The sequence below is a fragment of the Chryseobacterium sp. 2P genome, assembly GCF_059579425.1.
In genome coordinates this window covers 1,344,901-1,364,446 of sequence record NZ_CM184194.1, presented here as the reverse complement: position 1 = coordinate 1,364,446, position 19,546 = coordinate 1,344,901, and the positions used below count along the sequence as shown (strand labels likewise).

Annotated in this window: 19 protein-coding genes; 10 read left to right on the top strand and 9 right to left on the bottom strand. The window is 37.2% G+C overall.

Going from position 1 to position 19,546, the window contains the following annotated elements:
- Positions 1-190 precede the first annotated feature (190 nt).
- Together AC52CF_RS06230 and AC52CF_RS06225 are read right to left on the bottom strand one after the other, a co-directional pair.
- A complete protein-coding gene (locus tag AC52CF_RS06230) occupies positions 191-1,474 on the bottom strand; it encodes a phage tail-like protein (protein ID WP_290261057.1) in 1,284 nt (427 codons plus the stop codon).
- A gap of 198 nt (positions 1,475-1,672) precedes the next feature.
- Positions 1,673-2,695 carry a 3-oxoacyl-ACP synthase III family protein gene (locus tag AC52CF_RS06225; RefSeq protein WP_087711319.1) on the bottom strand — a complete coding sequence of 341 codons (1,023 nt, stop codon included), beginning with the start codon at positions 2,693-2,695 and terminating at the stop codon, positions 1,673-1,675.
- 71 nt (positions 2,696-2,766) lie between these two features.
- Here AC52CF_RS06225 and AC52CF_RS06220 point away from each other — a divergent pair, with 71 nt between their 5' ends.
- The 5 genes from AC52CF_RS06220 to AC52CF_RS06200 all read left to right on the top strand — a co-directional run bounded on the left by AC52CF_RS06220 (position 2,767) and on the right by AC52CF_RS06200 (position 7,937).
- Positions 2,767-3,666, top strand: coding sequence for a magnesium transporter CorA family protein (locus tag AC52CF_RS06220; protein WP_214590381.1), 900 nt, complete (start codon positions 2,767-2,769; stop codon positions 3,664-3,666).
- A gap of 405 nt (positions 3,667-4,071) precedes the next feature.
- A complete protein-coding gene (locus tag AC52CF_RS06215) occupies positions 4,072-5,658 on the top strand; it encodes a patatin-like phospholipase family protein (RefSeq protein WP_214590382.1) in 1,587 nt (528 codons plus the stop codon).
- A gap of 113 nt (positions 5,659-5,771) precedes the next feature.
- Complete coding sequence (locus tag AC52CF_RS06210; protein WP_214590383.1) at positions 5,772-6,074, top strand: hypothetical protein; 303 nt, start codon at positions 5,772-5,774, stop codon at positions 6,072-6,074.
- A gap of 19 nt (positions 6,075-6,093) precedes the next feature.
- Positions 6,094-7,365 (top strand): hypothetical protein, encoded by a 1,272-nt coding sequence (locus AC52CF_RS06205; protein ID WP_214590384.1) that lies wholly within the window; start codon positions 6,094-6,096, stop codon positions 7,363-7,365.
- A 161-nt stretch (positions 7,366-7,526) separates the two neighbouring features.
- Complete coding sequence (locus tag AC52CF_RS06200) at positions 7,527-7,937, top strand: glyoxalase (RefSeq protein ID WP_250902173.1); 411 nt, start codon at positions 7,527-7,529, stop codon at positions 7,935-7,937.
- Between the two features lie 21 nt (positions 7,938-7,958).
- Here AC52CF_RS06200 and AC52CF_RS06195 read toward each other — a convergent pair whose 3' ends face one another.
- Entirely contained in the window at positions 7,959-8,510 is a 552-nt protein-coding gene (locus tag AC52CF_RS06195; RefSeq protein WP_375191083.1) for a DNA-3-methyladenine glycosylase I, read from the bottom strand.
- Between the two features lie 58 nt (positions 8,511-8,568).
- Here AC52CF_RS06195 and AC52CF_RS06190 point away from each other — a divergent pair, with 58 nt between their 5' ends.
- A complete protein-coding gene (locus AC52CF_RS06190; RefSeq protein WP_375181533.1) occupies positions 8,569-9,468 on the top strand; it encodes a vWA domain-containing protein in 900 nt (299 codons plus the stop codon).
- A gap of 66 nt (positions 9,469-9,534) precedes the next feature.
- Here the strand turns inward: AC52CF_RS06190 and AC52CF_RS06185 are convergent, their stop codons facing one another.
- From AC52CF_RS06185 to AC52CF_RS06165, 5 genes are all read right to left on the bottom strand, one after another.
- Positions 9,535-11,109: a DHA2 family efflux MFS transporter permease subunit gene (locus tag AC52CF_RS06185; protein WP_214590387.1), complete on the bottom strand. Its 1,575-nt coding sequence runs from the start codon at positions 11,107-11,109 to the stop codon at positions 9,535-9,537.
- 322 nt (positions 11,110-11,431) lie between these two features.
- A complete protein-coding gene (locus tag AC52CF_RS06180; RefSeq protein WP_214590388.1) occupies positions 11,432-11,626 on the bottom strand; it encodes a hypothetical protein in 195 nt (64 codons plus the stop codon).
- Positions 11,627-11,747: 121 nt separating this feature from the next.
- Entirely contained in the window at positions 11,748-12,851 is a 1,104-nt protein-coding gene (locus tag AC52CF_RS06175; protein ID WP_214590389.1) for an HlyD family secretion protein, read from the bottom strand.
- Between the two features lie 20 nt (positions 12,852-12,871).
- The gene (locus AC52CF_RS06170; RefSeq protein ID WP_290261070.1) at positions 12,872-14,182 is read right to left on the bottom strand and encodes a TolC family protein; all 1,311 of its coding nucleotides are present in this window, start codon (positions 14,180-14,182) and stop codon (positions 12,872-12,874) included.
- Positions 14,166-14,792: a TetR/AcrR family transcriptional regulator gene (locus AC52CF_RS06165; RefSeq protein WP_290261072.1), complete on the bottom strand. Its 627-nt coding sequence runs from the start codon at positions 14,790-14,792 to the stop codon at positions 14,166-14,168. The genes AC52CF_RS06170 and AC52CF_RS06165 overlap by 17 nt, the downstream gene beginning before the upstream one ends.
- Positions 14,793-14,949: 157 nt before the next feature.
- Between AC52CF_RS06165 and AC52CF_RS06160 the strand changes: the two genes are divergently transcribed.
- Entirely contained in the window at positions 14,950-15,177 is a 228-nt protein-coding gene (locus tag AC52CF_RS06160) for a hypothetical protein (RefSeq protein WP_214590391.1), read from the top strand.
- A gap of 37 nt (positions 15,178-15,214) precedes the next feature.
- Here the strand turns inward: AC52CF_RS06160 and AC52CF_RS06155 are convergent, their stop codons facing one another.
- Positions 15,215-16,330 (bottom strand): DNA polymerase III subunit, encoded by a 1,116-nt coding sequence (locus AC52CF_RS06155; protein ID WP_290261075.1) that lies wholly within the window; start codon positions 16,328-16,330, stop codon positions 15,215-15,217.
- Between the two features lie 255 nt (positions 16,331-16,585).
- Between AC52CF_RS06155 and bamG the strand changes: the two genes are divergently transcribed.
- The 3 genes from bamG to AC52CF_RS06140 are packed head-to-tail and all read left to right on the top strand — an operon-like array spanning position 16,586 to position 19,512.
- On the top strand, positions 16,586-17,869 hold the full coding sequence (gene bamG, locus AC52CF_RS06150; RefSeq protein ID WP_290261078.1) for a BamG family beta-barrel-assembly machinery protein: 1,284 nt from the start codon (positions 16,586-16,588) through the stop codon (positions 17,867-17,869).
- A 1-nt stretch (position 17,870) separates the two neighbouring features.
- A complete protein-coding gene (gene lptC, locus AC52CF_RS06145; RefSeq protein ID WP_214590394.1) occupies positions 17,871-18,464 on the top strand; it encodes an LPS export ABC transporter periplasmic protein LptC in 594 nt (197 codons plus the stop codon).
- Positions 18,465-18,468: 4 nt separating this feature from the next.
- Positions 18,469-19,512 carry an anhydro-N-acetylmuramic acid kinase gene (locus AC52CF_RS06140; protein ID WP_214591110.1) on the top strand — a complete coding sequence of 348 codons (1,044 nt, stop codon included), beginning with the start codon at positions 18,469-18,471 and terminating at the stop codon, positions 19,510-19,512.
- Positions 19,513-19,546: the final 34 nt, after the last annotated feature.

Below are 19,546 nucleotides of genomic sequence, written 5' to 3'. Positions count from 1 at the left end.
AGAACGATAAATCCGGACAGCCGAAACGGCTGAACTTTCAGAAGATTCTTCATTTCATCATGCTTCGCAAAATCCACAAAGGTTTTTCAATGATGGCAAATTACGGACAGTCATAAAGTTTTAACAGGTCTATCATAAAAAACAAAATCCGCAGACTGTTCTGCGGATTTCTTTCCTATTTTCTTTCAAATTAATTATTATAAACCAGCACCTGCATTTTTGTCAGCATTGCCTCTGTATCGCCATTGTAACCTGCATATCCCGAAGGAACGAAATTCACATTCTGGTTTCCGGACCATGAAGAATATTGAACTTTAAAGATATATGTTCCGGCAGAAAGTGTTACTGATTTTAAAAATGTAGTTGGAGCAGGTAAATTAACCAAACTTCCTCCATCTCCCGATGATGTATAAGCCGAAGAAATTTTTGTACCATTCTGAAGCAAACTAAATACCCCTTGTGTAGCCTGCCCTGCCGCAGTAGAAACATTTACAGCATATCCTAAAATTGTAAATAAAAAAGTCTGCGTTACGCCTGCCGGAACGATTAAACTAATAGTAACTCCCGGTACATCTGCAGTATTCCCCTGATTAATTGTAAGAGCAGTGGTTCCCTGCACATAATTGGCAGAAGAAACAGTTCCGGATACTGTATTCAAGGTTTTCCATACAGGAGCCGATCCTGTTCCGCCTGAAGTGAGAACTTGTCCGGAAGTTCCTGCACTTCCTGCCGTAGAGCCATCGCCCCCTACATTTAATTCATTGGTAACCTGTAAGGAACCATTAACATGCAGAAGCTTCTGCGGCGTTTGGGTTCCTATCCCTGTATTTCCTGCTCCGGTTACCGTTATTCTATTGGTATTATTGGTAAGAATATTTACAGGATTGGCAGAAATTGCATTCAAATTTATACCTGTGCTGGTTCCTGATGTCGTTATCTGAGCAGCAGAGTTGTTATCTATAAACATATTTAAAACTGCTGTACCGCCGGTTGCCTGAAATGCTCCTCTTGAAGATCCTGCTGCTGAAACAATACCCTGAATCCCCGTAGTTCCTATTCCCACATTATTAGTTCCGTTCACAAAAGAAAGTGAGTTTCCTGCTGTTGTTACAATTCTGTTAGCGGATAGTGTCCCGTTAGAATTATAAATATTCAGAGGTGTACTTAATTTAGACCATACTGTACCATCATAATAATAAAATCCGGTATTATCAATATTGACGGCAGATGCCGTTTGTGTTCCTGTAGCAATACTATTGATATACACTAAAGTTGACGTAGGCACTCCCGTCATGCTCTGGGCTCTTTGCCTATCAATTCTTGGGATCAGTATTCCGTCAACATTAGTTGCGGTTCCTGTTGCATTTTTAGCTGCAATATCAAAAGTTGAGGAGGGATTTTCTATTCCGATACCTATTTGAGCAGAATGTAATAAAGGGATAAGCGTTATCCCTGTTAAAAATATTTTTTTCATTGGTGGGTAAGTTAGGTTATTAACTTCTACTAAGGTATGTATAATAAAATCAAAAAAAACATTTTATTTTCAATTTTTTTATTAATTTTCGTTAAATAATAAAAAATCATTAAAAATAAAAGCTAATTTATTAATCATTTTTCAATAAATCCCCCTCAAAAAAACATTTATGTAAATACAAGCTGTCTCTCGTAGTTATTAATATTCAAACAAAACACTTCCCCAGGTGAAGCCACTTCCAAAGGCTGAAAGAAGCACCAAATCTCCTCTTTTTATTTTCCCTTGCTCAATCGCTTCGCTTAAAGCAATCGGGATAGAAGCTGCCGTTGTATTTCCGTATTTCTGGATGTTATTGAAAACCTTTTCGTCCGGAAGTCCAAATTTCTGCTGAACAAACTGGGCAATTCTTAAATTCGCCTGATGCGGAATAAACATATCTACATCGTCAATTGTTTTTCCTGCTTTATCCAAAGCTTCCTGCATGGTTTCAGGGAATCTCGTTACTGCATTTTTAAACACGAAATTTCCATTCATGATCGGGTAAACTTCTTTGTTCGTTACATTTTCAGGCTCTTTTCTCATCCTGTCGCTCCATCCGTATTTGGAACCCGGAAACTGGGTGCATAATTCATCTGCAAATTTCCCTTCAGAATGCATGTTGAATGCTAAAATATCTCCTGCGTTTTCATCTTCTGTTGCCGACAATACAATCGCTCCTGCCCCATCGCCGAAAATAACGGAAACGCCTCTTCCTTCATCCGAGAAATCAAGCCCGAAAGAATGCACTTCCGCACCGACCACCAAAATATTTTTATATGTTCCGGATTTAATGAAGGCATTTGCCACACTCGTTGCATATACAAAACCGGAACACTGGTTTCTTACATCCAAAGCGCCAATGGTATCGCAGCCAAGCATATCCTGCAGCAGAACACCGCATCCCGGGAAATAGTAATCCGGAGAAAGGGTTGCAAAAACAATATAATCTATATCTTTAGCCGTTAAACCCGCATTGGCAATCGCTTTTTCGGAAGCTTTAAAACCTAAATAAGCTGTCGTTTCCTGAGAATCGTTCCTGTTTTTACGGTGTCTTCTTTCTTTTATCCCCGTCCTTTCCGTGATCCATTCGTCATTGGTGGTCATTAATTTTGCTAGATCATCATTGGTAACAACGTTATCTGGAACATAAAATCCGATTCCTTTTATTGTACTTTTAATCATATAGTTTTTTAATTTTGACAAAGATAAACTTATTTAAGACATAGTATTTCAAAATATTATATTTTTACGGCATGCCAATTGACACGATTTACAGAGATTCCCAGTGCGAATGGGTGGATGTAGAGGCTCCCACAGCGGAAGACCTGAAATTTTTACACGAACGGTACGAAATCAATAATCTTCTTCTGGAAGATACCTTAGATCCCAATCACTTACCGAAATATGAAGAGGACGGAGAGGTAAAATTCTTCCTTCTGCGGGAAAGTACCGAGCTGGAACGCAAAAACCTCAACACGATCAGCGACATCAGTACGAAAATTGGGATTTTTATTCTGGGAAGAACGATCATCACAATTCACAGGATGAAAACGAAGAGCATTGCAGAAACCAAGAAACAGCTTTCTGCCATGAAAACCGAAACCACGTCCAGAAATATCGCGTTGAAAATCGCACTGCTCATCATGAAAAGTTTTGATGATGAATCGGTAAGTCTTCTGGAAACGATGGACAATATCGAAAACGAAATTTTTCTTAAAAATACCAACCATACGAACCAGATTAAAAGGTTATACAAGCTGAAAAGAAAATCGGGGCTGAATTCAAGAGTGCTTACGATTTCCACAGATGCCATCGATAAATTTAAATTACTCGGACTTCAGGATTCTGAAGCGTATGATTTAAAAGACAAACACAAGGACGTTGTTGCAGATTTCGATCATCTTAACGCACAGATCACCAACCTTATCGGGATGTTTCTTGCTCTTTCGGATCAAAAAGCCAACCAAGTGATGAAAGTTCTGGCAATTTACTCGGTGTATTTTTTACCTATCACCTTTATTGCAGGAGTTTACGGAATGAATTTCGACAATATTCCTGAACTGCATCTGAAACATGGTTACTTTTATACTTTGGGCTTAATGCTTTTGGTTGTAATCTGTACCTTTATCTACGCGCGAAGAAAACAATGGTAATTTTCCCGCTTTAATTATCGTGAAAATACTGTGGCTGAATATTTTAAATATCACTAATTTTAAATCGAAAAAGAAGAACGGTTAAATTTAAATACGCTAATTCTTTTCCCAAAAGTTTTTTAGCATTTAACATTAGATTTCTCCTTCCGTCGGAATGACAGTGAAAAGAGGCATATTTTATTTCCCGCGTTCGCGTGAGGGATACGGAAGGTCCGACTGAAAGGAGGAGTTTCAGCGCGGCGCTTCGCGCCGCGCTGAAACCGGAACGAAGTGAAGCCTGCAGAAGCCCGACCCGAAGTGATGATGCGGGGAAACCTTATAGGTTTTAAAAACCTATAAGGTTTGGATAGGGAAAACGGAGGGACACGCCCAAATAAAAAATAAAAACAACCAAAAACAAAAGCCATGAAACCTGAAATACTGCAAAAAATTCTTGAGGAAAATGTTCTCTCAAAAGAATCCAAAGAAAAACTTTCCGCGTTGCACGACCGTATTTCGGCGAAAGAATTTTCTGATCTACTGGATGCGGAAGGCAATCAGTATGTGGAATTTGTGCAGGAAGGAGGTGGAGTCTGGGGAAGCGCACTGGTGGGTTATCTGTACGGACTGGAAATTTTCGGGATCCGTTTTCTGAAAGTAGCGGGAACGAGTGCCGGAGCGATTAATACGATGTTGATCGCCGCGTGTAAAACCAAAGAAGAAGCTAAAAGTGAAGTGATTAAAGATATTCTCTTCAACTGGAATTTCTCCGACTTTATGGATGGAAAACCGTATGTAAAAACAACCATCCATTCCATGCTGAATAACAAAAACTTCCTGAAGATCAATTCCATTATCGCAGGAATTATTATGCTGATTCTCGTGATTGCGCCTTTTGCCATTTCTTCGGAAACAACGCTGAGAGCCAAACTGCTTTTTCTGGTTCCCATCATTCCGATCATTATTGCTTATCTGTATCTGAGAAAGTTATATAATGATCTGAAAAAAGCCAATTCAGGATTAAATCCCGGAAATACTTTTCTGAATCAGATGAAAGATGTTCTGGATGCTTTCGACATTAAAACAGTGGCTGCGCTGAATGACAAGTTTGTAAAAAAAGGCAGAGACCTCAACCTGAATTACCGTCATGGCAACGAAACACAATATTACAATATTGCCTTAGAAAGCATTGAAGAAATTCATCAGAACAACAAAGAACACATCGATGAAATCCGGTTTAAAATATTCTACGACGGAGTTGTTAACAACGAATATTATAAAAAAGATCCTTTTTATTCCTTAAAATCGGAATACATCGTGATTACAACGGATATTAACGCCAAAATAAAAGTGGAGCTTCCCACAATGGCGAATCTGTACTGGTCGGAAGAAGAGCTGAAAAAGATCAGTCCGGCTGAATTTGTAAGAGCTTCGATGTCGGTTCCGTTCTTTTTTGAACCTTTTCAGAAGCAGATTGATAAAAATGATGATTCCGTAAAATATGCATGGAGATTCTGGATGAATACGAAACAGGAAGACATCAACCCTGCCGGAGTTTTTATTGATGGCGGAAGTATTTCCAATTTTCCGATCGATCTTTTCCACGCAACTGATATTTTTTATCCGAGAATGCCTTTATTCGGCGTACAGTTAACGAGCGACTCCGATATTCAGTCTGAAAAAGGAAAGACCAGCGCAGAAATTTTAAAATCTCCCCTTTCTTTTGCAGGCAATATTATTGATACTTTAAAAGGTTTTAACGACAAAACGTTTCTCACCAAACATACGTTTTATCATCTTTTCAGCATTCAGACCGTGAACTGCGGAACCAGCAACTGGCTGAATTTCTTTATGCAAAGAGAAGAAAAGGAAGAGCTCTTCAACCGCGGATTTTCTGCGGCTCTGGATTTCCTGAGTAATTTCGACTGGCAAAAATACAAATGCGAAAGAATGATGCTTTCAATGAAAGAGAAAAAGATCCTGAATGAAGAGGATACGAAAACGGTGGGGTAAACAATTGCTTATTATTATTTCCTGCTTCTTTAAAATTAACCCTAAAGGGCAATTGTCTCCCGTCTTTCAATATTATAAATTTACAGTAATAAAAACATAAAAAATTTATAATCATGGCACTATTAAATAGAGAAAAGATTAAAACCGTAGTTTTAGAAAGTCTTGCAACGATTGCAGATCTGCCGGAAAATCCGGAAGAAGCAAATTTTTCCGCATGGAATAATTTTCATAAGCATGTTTTTCTGTCTACATTAAAAGGCAAAATAAATGCCCTTCCTTATTTTATGAATGACGGAACTACTACACACATGGCTTATTATGATATTGCCTTAAATCCGGATTCTACTGATAACTGGGCTACTGTAAAGGATTGTATCAACTGGATTAAAAAAAACCAGAGAGTCGTTTATCTTTAATAACTTCAGATACTTTATCATGAAATATCTATTCTTATTTATCACTTTACTTATGATTCCGTCAGGTTTATCTGCACAGACAGAGACTGTTGCAGTTCCCAAGGGAATCAGCCTTACCTTTAATAAAGGAGAAGGAGAAAACGCAGTATATCTGGATATTCAGCTAGAAATGAAAGAGAGTGATGCAATAAATTTCGATTACTGGCTCAACAATCCATCAGAAATGCCCGTATTTTCTCTTCAGTATGCTGATCAGAAACTGGATTGCCCACTGACCGTTAAACGGCAGCTATCGGGAAATGCAGTAGGATTTAAAATCACAGGGTTCACACCATCTACTTTTGACAGATTTTTAAACAAAGATCATGACAATCAGATTACGATAAGAGTTGACAAGGATGTGAGAATAAATCTCTTTGATGAAAGGGGAAATCCCTCAAGAATATGGATTATAAAAGCGGATATAATCAACACGCTAATTAATGAAGAACTGAAAATTACTGAAGATGAACGTACAGATTTTCTTACTTCTCTTAACAACTTTTACTATCATGAGAATAAAGTCGATTTTGGGGTAAATCCGGGAAGGGACTCAATTAAAACAAACTACATTCTGTCTCTCCGTTTTCAGAATGCTTATAACAGGAAAAGATTTCTGAGCTGTAATGAAAATACGAAGAGAATGCCTGTCTATTGGAATCTGGATGCAAGATTAAGTACAAATTTCAAAGATTCTTTAAACTATATAAAAATATACCCTGCTAATTTTCTGTTTGAGAATTTTTCCGGGAAACTTCCTTACCAGCTGAGTGTAAAACTGGGAAATGAGTCGGATCAGAGCTTCATCAATAAACGTGTTGCTGCAGATGCATCAGTAAATATGATTGTTCCCAATCTCATAAACCTTACGACAGCAGAATCCAACCGGTTACGGCTGAAACCAGTGATAACAGCAGGAATTAAAGGATATTATGATTATTCCAATGATATCACTTCATTTACCTCCGGTATGGCACATATCGACGGATATTATTATATTCCTGTTTTTAACAATTATGCCATTATTGTAGAAGCAACCTCGTTTTATGATTTCAGCAAAGAAAGAAATCCTTCCGGAAAGATACAGGGAAATTATTCAATTACATTGGGAGCTGAAATACCAAAAACAGGATTCAAGGCAATGTTTAAATATACAGACGGAAAATCGGATATTAATTTCAGGCAAGGTTCTATTATTTCCATAGGTCTGCTGATGGACTTCTTTCAGGAAAAGAAAAATAAACCGAAATAGCAATGAAGAATAAGCAGGCTCCCTTGAAATAAAAAATAACTTCTGTATTTATTATTCTGTCGCTTTTTAATACAAGAGGCTGTTTCCGAACTGAAACAGCTTCTTCTATAAAATGAGTTGATTCTCTCTCCTATCCATACTTTACAAGAAATCTTTCAAAAATGATTGCTAAATTGCGTTTCGTTAAAGAAATGAATATGCCCACCAAAAAAGACCTTCGGGAAAACCTTTCCCTTCCGACATTTGAAAACAGCAGTGAAACAGAATTATTTCAGAATAATGTGCTTCGCCCTGTTTTAAAATTACAGAATGATATTTTCATCCAGATATTCAGAGACTATGCAATGAGAAAAATGTCAGATTTTACTTCTCTGAAAAACGAACAGAAAATAAATTTCACCGAACAAAGCCTGCAAAAAGATATTGCCCTGAAAAACACCTTCATCGGAATGACAATCGGGATGCTCACTCCGGAAGAAATAACGATCTATCTTTCCGACAGCAAATCTTTTAATAAAAGAATCATCAATATGCTTTCTGAAAGAATCAAAAGCCAGATCGAAGCTTTATAAATCAATAGATAATTGTTGAAACTACGGTTTGTTCCACATCGGATCATGTTTTAAAACCTCATCATATACGGGACAGCTTTCTGCGTGGGAGCCTTTGAGATAACCGATGCTCATCAGGAATTCATTTACGATTTCACCGCCTGTAAATTTGAAGGTCTTTTTGAAAAGCTTCATCCATTCCGGCAATGTTTTGGGATGATGATGTTCCAGCCATTTTTCAAAAGAACCGAATTCTTTCTGCAGTTCTACAATGGTTTTTGCATTTTCTATGGCAGCATTTACTTTCAGCTTATTCCTGATAATTCCAGAATCGTTCAGCAGTCTTTCACGGTCAGATTCACCGTAAGAAGCCACTTTCTGAATGTCAAAATCATCATACGCCTTTCTGAAACCTTCTTCTTTTTTGAGAATGGTTTCCCAGCTCAGCCCTGCCTGATTGATTTCCATCACCAGTCTCCCGAACAGCTCATTATCATCATGAATCGGAAAACCGTAATGCTTATCATGGTATCTTTTGTGCAGTTCTCTCCTGCTTTCAGGCTGCATTCCTTCAATTGCCGCGCAATAACTCATTGTTGTTATTTTTTGTGGATAGTTATGTGCAAATATAAGCACGAGTAATGACAACTGTATGGCAGGAGAAAATTTTTATATCGTTAGATTTCTTTCTAACTTTAAAAAATATGTATTTTCGGCTCAAAATAAATTAATTGAAACCATGAAATATCTTTCGCTTCTGATTTTTATTATGTTAATATATTGCGGCAAAAAAGAATCAAAACCAATTAAAAACCCATCTGTTCCTCAACAAAATATAGCTCTTCTGGTTGATAATTCACTTACAATGATTGCAAAGGATTTTGAACCTGACAGAATTTCGGTTCTTAAAGAAACAACCAAAAATATAATTGAACATAAAAAAGAAAATCAGGCCTTTTCAATTGTTGTTTTTGCAGGTAATTCTTATATTCTATGTCCTTTAACAAAGGATAAAAATAAACTATTTGCTGCTGTAAACGGATTAAACAGGGGGATAATGAAATTAAAGCCCGGAACTAATTTTTCCAATGCTTTGCTTAATGGGATCAATTCTTTATCTGGCGAATTTGATTATAGATCAATGATATTATTTAGCGACGGAAAAGAAACAATACAATCATATCCTTTAGAAATTCCTCTGGAGGATGCAAAGAGGAATAATATTACCATCCATACCACAATGATTACTCCTAAGGATTTTACAATATTGCCTTTAACCATAGATTCGAAAGGAAATTTTCAATTTATAAAAATGAAAGCTAAACCTGCAGACAGTGCACTTATGAAGAAAATATCTTCAGAGACAAATGGGAATTTTAAATTATTTTACACAAAACAAGAAATTCAAAAATTCAATTTTATTCAGTTCTTCGAAAGCCATCATAAAGAGAATAAAAAAGTTTCTCCGAAAATTAACGATAACGAATTAAGTAAAATTTATAAGCAAATTCAGAAAACCAATGACAGTCTCAACATCATATTTCAAAAGTAATATCAACTTTCATCAGTCATAAAAAAAACCTCCACAAAAGGAGGTTAGTTTATGTAAGTAAAATGTTTAATGCACTCCACTCAGATCAATCTTCTCTTTGCTCTTTCGTTCCTTAATAAATAAGATGAACGGAATACAGACAAGAAAGATTACCCCAAGATAAAGAAAAACATCCATGTAAGAAAGTACGGTTGCCTGTTTCGTTACCGAAAGATCAAGCATTTTGTAGGCGGCGTTCATTGCGGCATCGGGAGTCATTCCTTTTGCGATAAAACTGCCTTTCAGAGCCTGTAACCTTTGCTGTACCGCAAAATCGGTCTGGTCGAGGTGCGAAATAAGATTCACCCTGTATTTCTGACTCGCATTGGCAATAAATGTTGTTATCGCAGCAATTCCGAAGGAACCTCCAAGCTGTCTCATCATTCCTGTAAATGCAGCTCCCTGACCGATTTCCTGCCCTTTCAATGTACTTAAAGAAAGCGAAGTGATCGGAATAAACAGTAAACCCAATCCGGCTCCTCTTACAATCAGCATCCAGAAGAAGGCATTTTTTCCTGTATCCGGAGTTAATATTTTATATCCCCAGAAACTGTAGATAAAGAAGATGAATAATCCCAGTGAAACCAAAATCTGCTGTTTGGCTCCTTTCGAAAGCAGTCTTCCGATAATCGGCATCATGAAAGCGGTTGTTAAGGCCGCCGGAATCATTAAAGCACCCGACTGAAGCGCCGTCCAACCCAAAATACTCTGGGTATACAAAGGAACGATAAATGTTGAGCCGTACAAACCAAATCCTAAAACGAAAGACATCACGGTTCCGATTCTTAAGTTTCCGTTTTTCAGAACTCGCAGTTCTACAATCGGATATTTAAAGGTAAGTTCTCTCCAGAGGAAAAGGATAAATCCTAAAACGGCTGCTACGGTAAAGAAAACAATCATTCCACTGGCAAACCAGTCTTCTTCATGACCTCTTTCCAGAATAAACTGTAAAGAGCCTACGGTAATTGCCAATAATGCAATTCCAATCCAGTCTACATCCGAAACTTTACGTTTTTCGGCATACTTCGGACTTCTTACAAACTGAAGCGTCATTAAGGTTGCCGCAATCCCGATCGGAATATTGATGTAGAAAATGTAAGGCCAGCTGAAATTATCCACAATATATCCTCCCAACGGCGGTCCCAATGTAGGACCGATAATTACACCAAGTCCGTAAATTGCCTGTGCCATACTTCTTTTTTCAAGCGGATAAGATTCCGTGATGATGGTTTGTGAAGTTACCAGAAGCGCTCCCCCACCGATTCCCTGCATAAGACGGAAAAATACAAGCTCCCAGATGTTGGTCGCATTTCCGCATAAAAAGGAGAAAACGGTAAATATAATGATGGAAGCCGCAAAATAGTTTCTTCGCCCGAACTGCTGGGAAAGCCAACTCGTCATCGGAACAATAATTACGTTTCCGATGGCGTATGCGGTGATTACCCATCCTACTTCGGATAGTGTGGCTCCAAGATTCCCTTTCATTTCATTCAGGGCAACGTTTACAATCGTGGAATCCACTATTTCAAGCAAAGCACAAAGAATTGCCGTAATCGTAATGATTACTCTTCGGGCTCCGTATTCTACTAATGAATCTTGCATAGTTTTTTAGTGTTGTATTAAAAATCAAGAGATTTGAGATTCGGAAATATGAACAAGTTTTTACGAACCAACTTTGTTCTCTCATCACGGGGATGAGGTTTAAGAAAAATTTAGCTGATTAAAATTTCATCAAAGTATTTCCAAATCTCTAAATTTCTCAATTTTAAAAAAGTGAATTGTCAATAATCATCCTCTTCCATTGTCAGATTTTACCTTCTGCATTTTCCTCTGCATGATCTGTCTTCATTAAACCGGAATTCTGCTGCATCGTTCAGCTTCATCATTTCAACATCAATTTTCTTCTTCATATCCGGCAACCGCTTCATTTATCGTCTTCATTTCCTGTTTCCTCTTCATGATCTTTCTGCATTACATCGGAACCTTCTTCATAGATCAACTTCATCATTTCCACATCTTTCGCTGATCTCAGCTTCATTGATCCGGCATCGACCTCATCGCCAATCTTCAAATTCTTTTCATTAAAAAATGACTTCTCCTGCAAAAATTGACAATTCACTTATATATTTTTGAAAAAAGTGAATTGCAGTTATCAATCTTTCATTGTCAATTCTACTACTTCATTACATCTCATAACCGATCTGCTTCTGCATTGCTGACAATTCACTTATTTTATATTTCTATTTTAAAGAAACTTCTGCTTTTACATTCATTCCTGTTCTTAATCTTTTGGATACATTTTTATCCAGATTTACAAAATCGATTTTTACAGGAAGTCTCTGTACTACTTTTACGAAGTTACCACTCGCATTATCCGGAGGAAGTATAGAGAAGGTAGCTCCGGTTGCAGGAGAGAAAGAACTTACCACACCGTCAAATTCTCTGTCCGGGAAAGCATCAATCTCGATTTTCACTTTTTGTCCTTCCACCATTTTATCAATCTGGGTTTCTTTGAAGTTGGCAATTACCCATTTCTGGTCATTTTTAACCAAAGAAAACAATTGTGAACCTGCCTGCAAATACTGTCCTGCCTGAATCGGTACTTTTCCAACATATCCGTCTTCCGGTGCTACAATTACCGTGTAAGATAAATTCAGTCTCGCATTTTCTACATCCACTTCTCTCTGTTTTGCAACGGAATTTGCCACTCCGATCTGCTGAGAACTTGCTGCGGTCTGAGAAGAAGCAATATTCGTTTGCTGTGCAATCTGGTTTCTCTGATCGATTAAAACCTGAAGCTGCTTATCTGCAGACTGTTTTGCTGCCAGAGCCTGCTCATACTGCTGTTCTGTAATAGAGTGGTCTTTCACAAGATTGGCATATCTTTTTAAATCCTGAGAAGTTTTCCAAACGTTTACTTTTGCGGCTTCAATCTGTGCATTCGCCGTAGTAACAGCGGCTTCAGAAGAATTTATATTTTTTGAAGTTGCCGTTGTGGAAGCCTGCGCATTAGAGATGCTGCTTTTTGCTGTTGCCAAAGCTGCTTCTGCCTGCTGTAAAGCCATTTTCTGATCTCTGCTGTCCAGTATAACCAAAGTATCTCCTTTTTTTACAAACTGGTTGTCCTTTACTTTTACTTCCGTTACGTATCCTGAAATTTTAGAAATAACGGGAGCCATATTGGATGCAATCTGTGCATCGTCTGTTTCTTCATGAACCTGCCCGTAAGAATAGGTTCTGTAACCGTAGATTCCTCCTCCGATTAAAACTACGGCTAATATGATAGGGAAAACTAAACTTTTTTTCTTTTTTGGTTCAGTCGTTTGTGTAGTATTATTTTCCATTGTGGGTATAGTTCTTAATTTTATTTATTTGTTAAAGTTCCGGTAGTCTGCAATAGTTTTCTGTAGGCTAAAACGGCATCTGCTTTGGCATTGATTACCCCTACATTCGCTGAAATCTGTGCAGCATCTGCATCCAGAAGCTCCGTCATTGTTGCCAGACCGTTATCATATTTATTTTTTGTAATTCTGTAATTTTCGTTAGCTTGTTCTGCAGATTTTTCGAAAACAGCAATTCTTTTTTTAGAATAATCTGTGTTCTGATATTCTCTGTTTACATCAAGCTTGATGTTGTCGTTTAGCAATTCATTGGTTGCAGCCAGCTGCATTTCTTTTGCTTTTGACTGCTTAAGCGAAGAGTTTTCTTTCCACAGATTCGATAAGTTGTAAGAAATTCCTACGCCTACATTTACCGCATTGTAAATCGTTAAAAACTTCGGAATATCTGCCGCCACATAACCTCCTGTAAAAGCAATGGAAGGAAGATTTTCTGCTTTTGCGGATTTTGTTCCCAAAGCTGCAGCCTGTCTCTGTTTATCCAAAGCCTGAAGATCTTTACGGTTTTCTCTGGCTTCGTTTAAATAAAAATCAAGCGGTTTTACTTCATTTCCTTCTTCAATATAGTTTTGATCTACCTCGATTTCGGTGGTTTCCGGAAGTCCAAGCAATAAATCCATATTGATATTGGCAATATTGTAGTTGTTTTTTGCTTCCAGCAACTGTAGTTCGATGTTTGAAGTCTGCAAACTTGCCTTTAAACGGTCATTTCTTGCAATCACTCCGTTATTTTCAAGTTTAAGGAATGTTTCGTCTCTCTTCTGAGAAGCGGTAAGGTTTTCTTCTAAAACTTTAATGGACTGGTTGGCTTTAAACAAATTATTGTAAGCCTGCGCAACATTGTAAGCAATAGCAACCTTGTCGTTTTCAGTGGTTAATCTGGATGCTTCCACCAAATATTTTGCAGATTCGATCCCGTATTTTATTCTTCCTCCGCTGTAGATCGGAACGCTTAGATTGGCAGATCCGTAAGCAACCTGATGAACTTCCGGACCTCCTCCTGAAACTCCGGGAAGTTTAATATCAATATTCGGTTTAAAAGGAAGATACATGTAGCTTCCTGAAACCTTAAGCTCGGGAAGCTGTCTGTTTTTAGCTTCCAGAAGATTCGCAGTGGCTTCTTCTATTTTTGCAGCATCAATCTTAAGATTCTTGCTGTTCTGGATTCCCAACTGCACAGCGTCATCAAGAGTGAGGGTCTTTTTCTCCTGAGCATTTGCGTTTGCAATCCCTACGAATAGAGCGAGCGCAAGGACTGAATTATTTATTTTCTTCATAACCTAGAAGGTCTTTTAGTAGATATTTAATATGTTTATTAAGTTCTGTGTAATATTTTTCATCAAAAACTTCCTCTTCATTGGTGTCGTTCAGGAATTCTTTATACATTTCTTTTGCATTAGAAGCGTAAAATAAAGTTCCGCTCACCGTGGAATGAAGAAGGTAGATCGGAGGATTTTTTGTAAAAATTCCTTTCTGAAGACCGCTTTCCAGAATTTTTGAATACATGGAAATGAATCCCATTTTGGTTTCTTTCAGAAATTCTACGATCTGAGGATTTTCTGCATGGAGCTGTTCTCTCTGCATGATCCTGTAGAAACATTTGTTGTGTCTTACTTTTCCTGCAAACTGATCTACGATTTTTTCAACTTTTTCCCATTCGTTGATATCGGTTCTTTCGAGAATATCTTTGGAAAAAAACTGTCCCTCGCTCATTCTGTATTCTACCAGCTTCTCGTACAGTTTTTCTTTGGAACCGAAATAATAAGAGATCATAGAAATATTAACATTTGCAGCTTTGGCAATTTCTCTTGTAGAAGTTCCTTCAAAACCTTTCTCTGCGAAAAGTTTCTCTGCGGCAAATAATATATTTTCTTCTTTTGAAATCATCTTTACTCTTGTATCTGTTTTTTCGGGTGCAAATCTACGACCAATTTTTCATAAATCAAACGATTGATTGATTTTTAATTAAAATTTAATTTTTTTTAATCTTAAATTCCTCCGAATAGAAAATTTACTATATTTGGATTCATTAAAAATTTAGATCATGAAAAAAATAGTTTCAGTTTTAGCGATTGCTTTGTTTACGCTGAACTTTGCGCAGGAAACTCCAAAAGGTGCATGCTGTGCAGGAAAAGACAAAAAAGAATGTTCTGTAAAAGACAAGAAAGCCTGCGGAGATCATCATAAAGACTGTGATGCTAAGCACAAAACAGCAGAGAACAGCACGAAAACAACTGATAAAAAAGCTGCCAAAGTAAAGAAAACAGCTTAAGAATAAAAAAACTCCGAAGGATATTCGGAGTTTTTATTTAGCTTTTATGGATGTATCTTGATAATTTTATTCCAAGATCTGTCCAGACAATTTTAGGATTTCCGTTTCGGGTTAAATGCAGATCGGCAGTGCTGATTTCTTCAAGAATACTTTCAATATTGGCTCCGCTGATGAATTTTGAGAATCCCATCCAGTTGAAACCATTGGCATCAATCTTTTTATAGACTAAATTCTCCGACTGATAATTCTGAAGCAAAGCCAGTCTGAAAATTTCGGAACAATAGTTTAAGAAGTTTTTCTGCTTTTCACGGTTCCATCCTGCAATTTCTCTTGCCCAGAGAATAATGCTTCGCAGAAATTCAGGTTTCTTTTTTACCATAAATGCATCACGAACCCACTGTACAAAAAGTTTTTCAAACTCATCGGTTTTATTTCCGGATTGTAGAAGTTTTAAGGCTTCATTCAGATCTCCCTGAGCCTGATGGATGATTTCCCCTGTCTTGTCTTCTGAAAGATTATAGTTTTTTTTCAGATACATTTCAAGATCTTCATCGTTTATTCTCGGTACTTCTACAATCTGCGTTCTTGAAAGAATGGTAGGTAAAATATCGTTGGTAGATTCTGCGGTAAGCAAAATGATTGTTTTCGCAGGAGGTTCTTCTAAAAACTTCAGGAATTTGTTGGATGCAGCGACATTCATTTTATCTGCTCTCCAGACAATGAGAATTTTAGTTCCGCCTTCGTAACTTTTTAAAGAAAATTTCTGGTTCTGCTCATCAATTTCATCTGCCGAAATAAAAAGCTGCTTGTTTTCAGATTCTAAAACAGCCGTCCATTCATCATATCCTGCATAGGGAGATTTAAGAACCATATCCCTGAATTCATCAAATTTATTTTTGCTTAATGAGTTTTTGTTATCCGTAAAAACCGGAAAACTGAAATGCAGATCGAGATGATTGAGATGCTCCACTTTCGCTCCTGCGTGTGGATTTTCGCTGCTCAGAATTTCTTTGGCATACGCCAATGCAACCGGCAGTGTTCCGTAGCCTTCTCTGCCTATAAAAAGCTGGGCATGGCTTACTCTGCTTTCGGCGATACTGTCTCTAAGAAGTTTTTTCAGACTTTCCTGTCCGGCAATGTTCTCCCAATTCATGATTCAAAGATAAGAAATTTGTAATTCGCAGAATATGAATTTTTACTTCGTAGGTGAATTTTGCGCTGCAGATCTATTGTGAATTTTATCATGCAGTGTATAGATAATGTATAAAAAATCACAACCAAAGCGAATTTACAATTAAGAATTCATCATAATTATAGCTATTCATCCCCCTTAACAAACTTTAACCTCTTATAATTTTTACAATTCATTAATATTTAAGATATTTGCGCATTGTTTTAAAAATAAAGAATGAAAAAAATCTTTGTACTATCATTGATATCAGTTGGATATTTCCTTAACGCGCAGAATCTGAGTAACTCTCCTTATGCAACTTACGGAATCGGAGATGTAAAATATGATAATACGATCGAAACTACCTCAATGGGAGGTATATCTACCGCTTTTATAAGTGATTTTACAAGTAATTTCAATTTTGCAAACCCTGCAAACAATGCTAATTTCGAGCTTACAAGTATCAAGCTGGAAGCTACCAACGAAAACAATTACTTTAAAACAAACTATAACAATACGAAGTCTACCAAACATTCTACGTATTTATCGAATATTTCAATTGCTTTTCCTCTGTCTCCCAAACTGAAGATGGGGTTTTCTTATCAGCCGTACAGCTCAAAAAGCTACGATATTATCCACAGAGATACATTGTCCTCCGGCAATATAAGAGCCAACAGATTTAAAGGAAGCGGAACGCTGAATACGGTACAAATGGCTTTAGGATATAAAGTGAACGACAAACTTGCTGTTGGAGCAAGAGCGAATTACTACTTCGGAAATCTTTATGACCTGAATGAACTGGCTTATTCCAATGCAGAGTTAATTAACGGATATGAAACCAAAAACAGCATCCACAATTTTAACTTTACCTTAGGAGCAAGTTACCAGAATCTGAATACGAGTACAGACAGAAAGCTTACCATCGGGGCGACTACTACTTTCGGAAATACAAGTAATATGACGAGCGATTACGTAAACAGTACCTACTTCTATTCTGATGCCGCTGCCACTGTAAAAAGTAATGAAAGCATCATCGAGCAGAAAAGTACAAACTCTAAAAATCTTCTGCCTTTACAGGCTTCTATCGGAGTAGGATACGGAGAAGAGAACAAATGGTTCCTTTCTCTTCAGGGGGATTATAAAAAAGGTGCGAGTATTGGCTATTTCGGAAGTACGCTTGATCTTCAGGATTCCTACAGAATTTCTGCCGGAGGATGGTATCTGCCGAATTTTAATAATTTCAGAAGCTATTTTTCAAGAGTTGTTTACAGATACGGAGCTTTTTATGAGAAAGGAAGTCTTCAGATCGCTGGACAGAACATCAATAAGTTCGGAGTTTCTGCAGGAGTACTGCTTCCATTCAAAAACAGCAGCATAACAAGAATGAGCGGTCTTGAACTTGGACTGGAAATCGGAAAAAGAGGAACTACTAAAAATAACCTGATCAACCAAAACTTTGTAAACCTGAGAGTTGGTTTCAATTTTGCGGATAAGTGGTTCAGAAAGACTCTATACAACTAAAATGAAGTTTTTTAGAAACATATCATATAAAAAAAATATAGCATACCTTTTTAGTTGTGCTATATTTTTTGCTATAACTTCCTGTGAAGAAGATCTTACGAAAAATAAAGGTAAGCAGAGTAAAAACTTTCCTTCACAGATCATTAATAATGCAAACATCATCCAGAGAGATTCGGGGTTTGTAACAATGAGAGCTAAAGCACCAATCATCGAAAAATATGAACTGATCGACAGTCCTTATACGGTTGCAAGAAAAGGAATTGACATTCAGTTTTTCGACAAGAAGAAACCGAAAATTCCCGGAACCATTAAAGCTAAATATGCTAAATTCTACGATTATAAAAAGTTTTACGAAGCGAAAGGAAACGTAAGAATTACCACTAATGAAGGCGACAAATTTGCCATGCAGAGTATTTACTGGGATCAGGTAAAGAAAAATATTTATACAAAAGATACGGTGTACGTAACGAGAAAAGACGGAAGTACGCTGATCGGCGCGCACGGAATGCGTGCAAAAGATGATTTTTCCGAATATGTTTTCTTCCAGAATTCAGGAGATTTTGCCGCGCCTGAAATATCTCAAAACAAAAAATAATCAGATGGTTTTCCATGCGATCGGATTGATGTCCGGAACAAGTTTAGACGGACTGGATATCTGCTTTGCCAGATTTGAGAAACAGGATGAATGGACATTCAAAATACTGAAAGCAGAAACACTTTCCTACTCTAAAAACTGGGAAGATAAGCTTAGAAAATCTATTTATCTTTCTGCAGAAGAACTGCTGGAACTGAACTCAGAATACGGTTTTTATTTAGGGAAATCGGTTAAAAGTTTTATTGAAAAGCATCAGATAAAAACAGTTGATCTCATCGCTTCTCACGGTCATACGGTTTTTCATCAGCCTCAGAAAAAATTTACTTTACAGATTGGCGACGGAAGGGCGGTTAAACTCGAAACAAATTTACCTGTGGTCTACGATTTCAGGAGTCAGGATGTTTTGATGGGTGGAAACGGAGCGCCTCTCGTCCCGATTGGTGACGAACTGTTGTTTTCGGAATACGATGCCTGTCTGAATCTGGGCGGATTTTCTAATATTTCCATGAAAATTCAGAACAAAAGAATCGCTTTCGACATTGCTCCGGTCAATATTATTCTGAATAAATTAGCTCAGAAATTCAACAAAAATTTTGATGAAAACGGAAATTTAGCAAGAACAGGAAGAATTAATGAAGATTTATTGTCTAAATTAAATTCGCTGGATTTTTACAGTCAGTCTCATCCAAAATCGTTGGGAATCGAATGGTGCAACGAAAATATTTTTCCTCTTTTTGAAGATATTGAAACCGTTGATGTAATGGCAACTTTTACGGAACATGCTGCGGAACAGATTTCAAAAGTTTTCAATAATTACCAACTTAAGCGCGTCTTATTTACAGGTGGCGGAGCTTATAATCAATACTTCATTGAAAAAATAAAAGCCAAAACCAATGCTGAGATCATCATTCCGGAAAAAACGATTATTGATTTCAAAGAGGCTTTAATCTTTGCATTCATGGGAGTTCTCCGGTATAATAATGAAATTAATGTTTTGTCTTCTGCGACGGGAAGCTCACAGGATCACAGTTCGGGAATTATTGCTTAAAACATAAAAAAACCTTCATTGCTGAAGGTTTTCA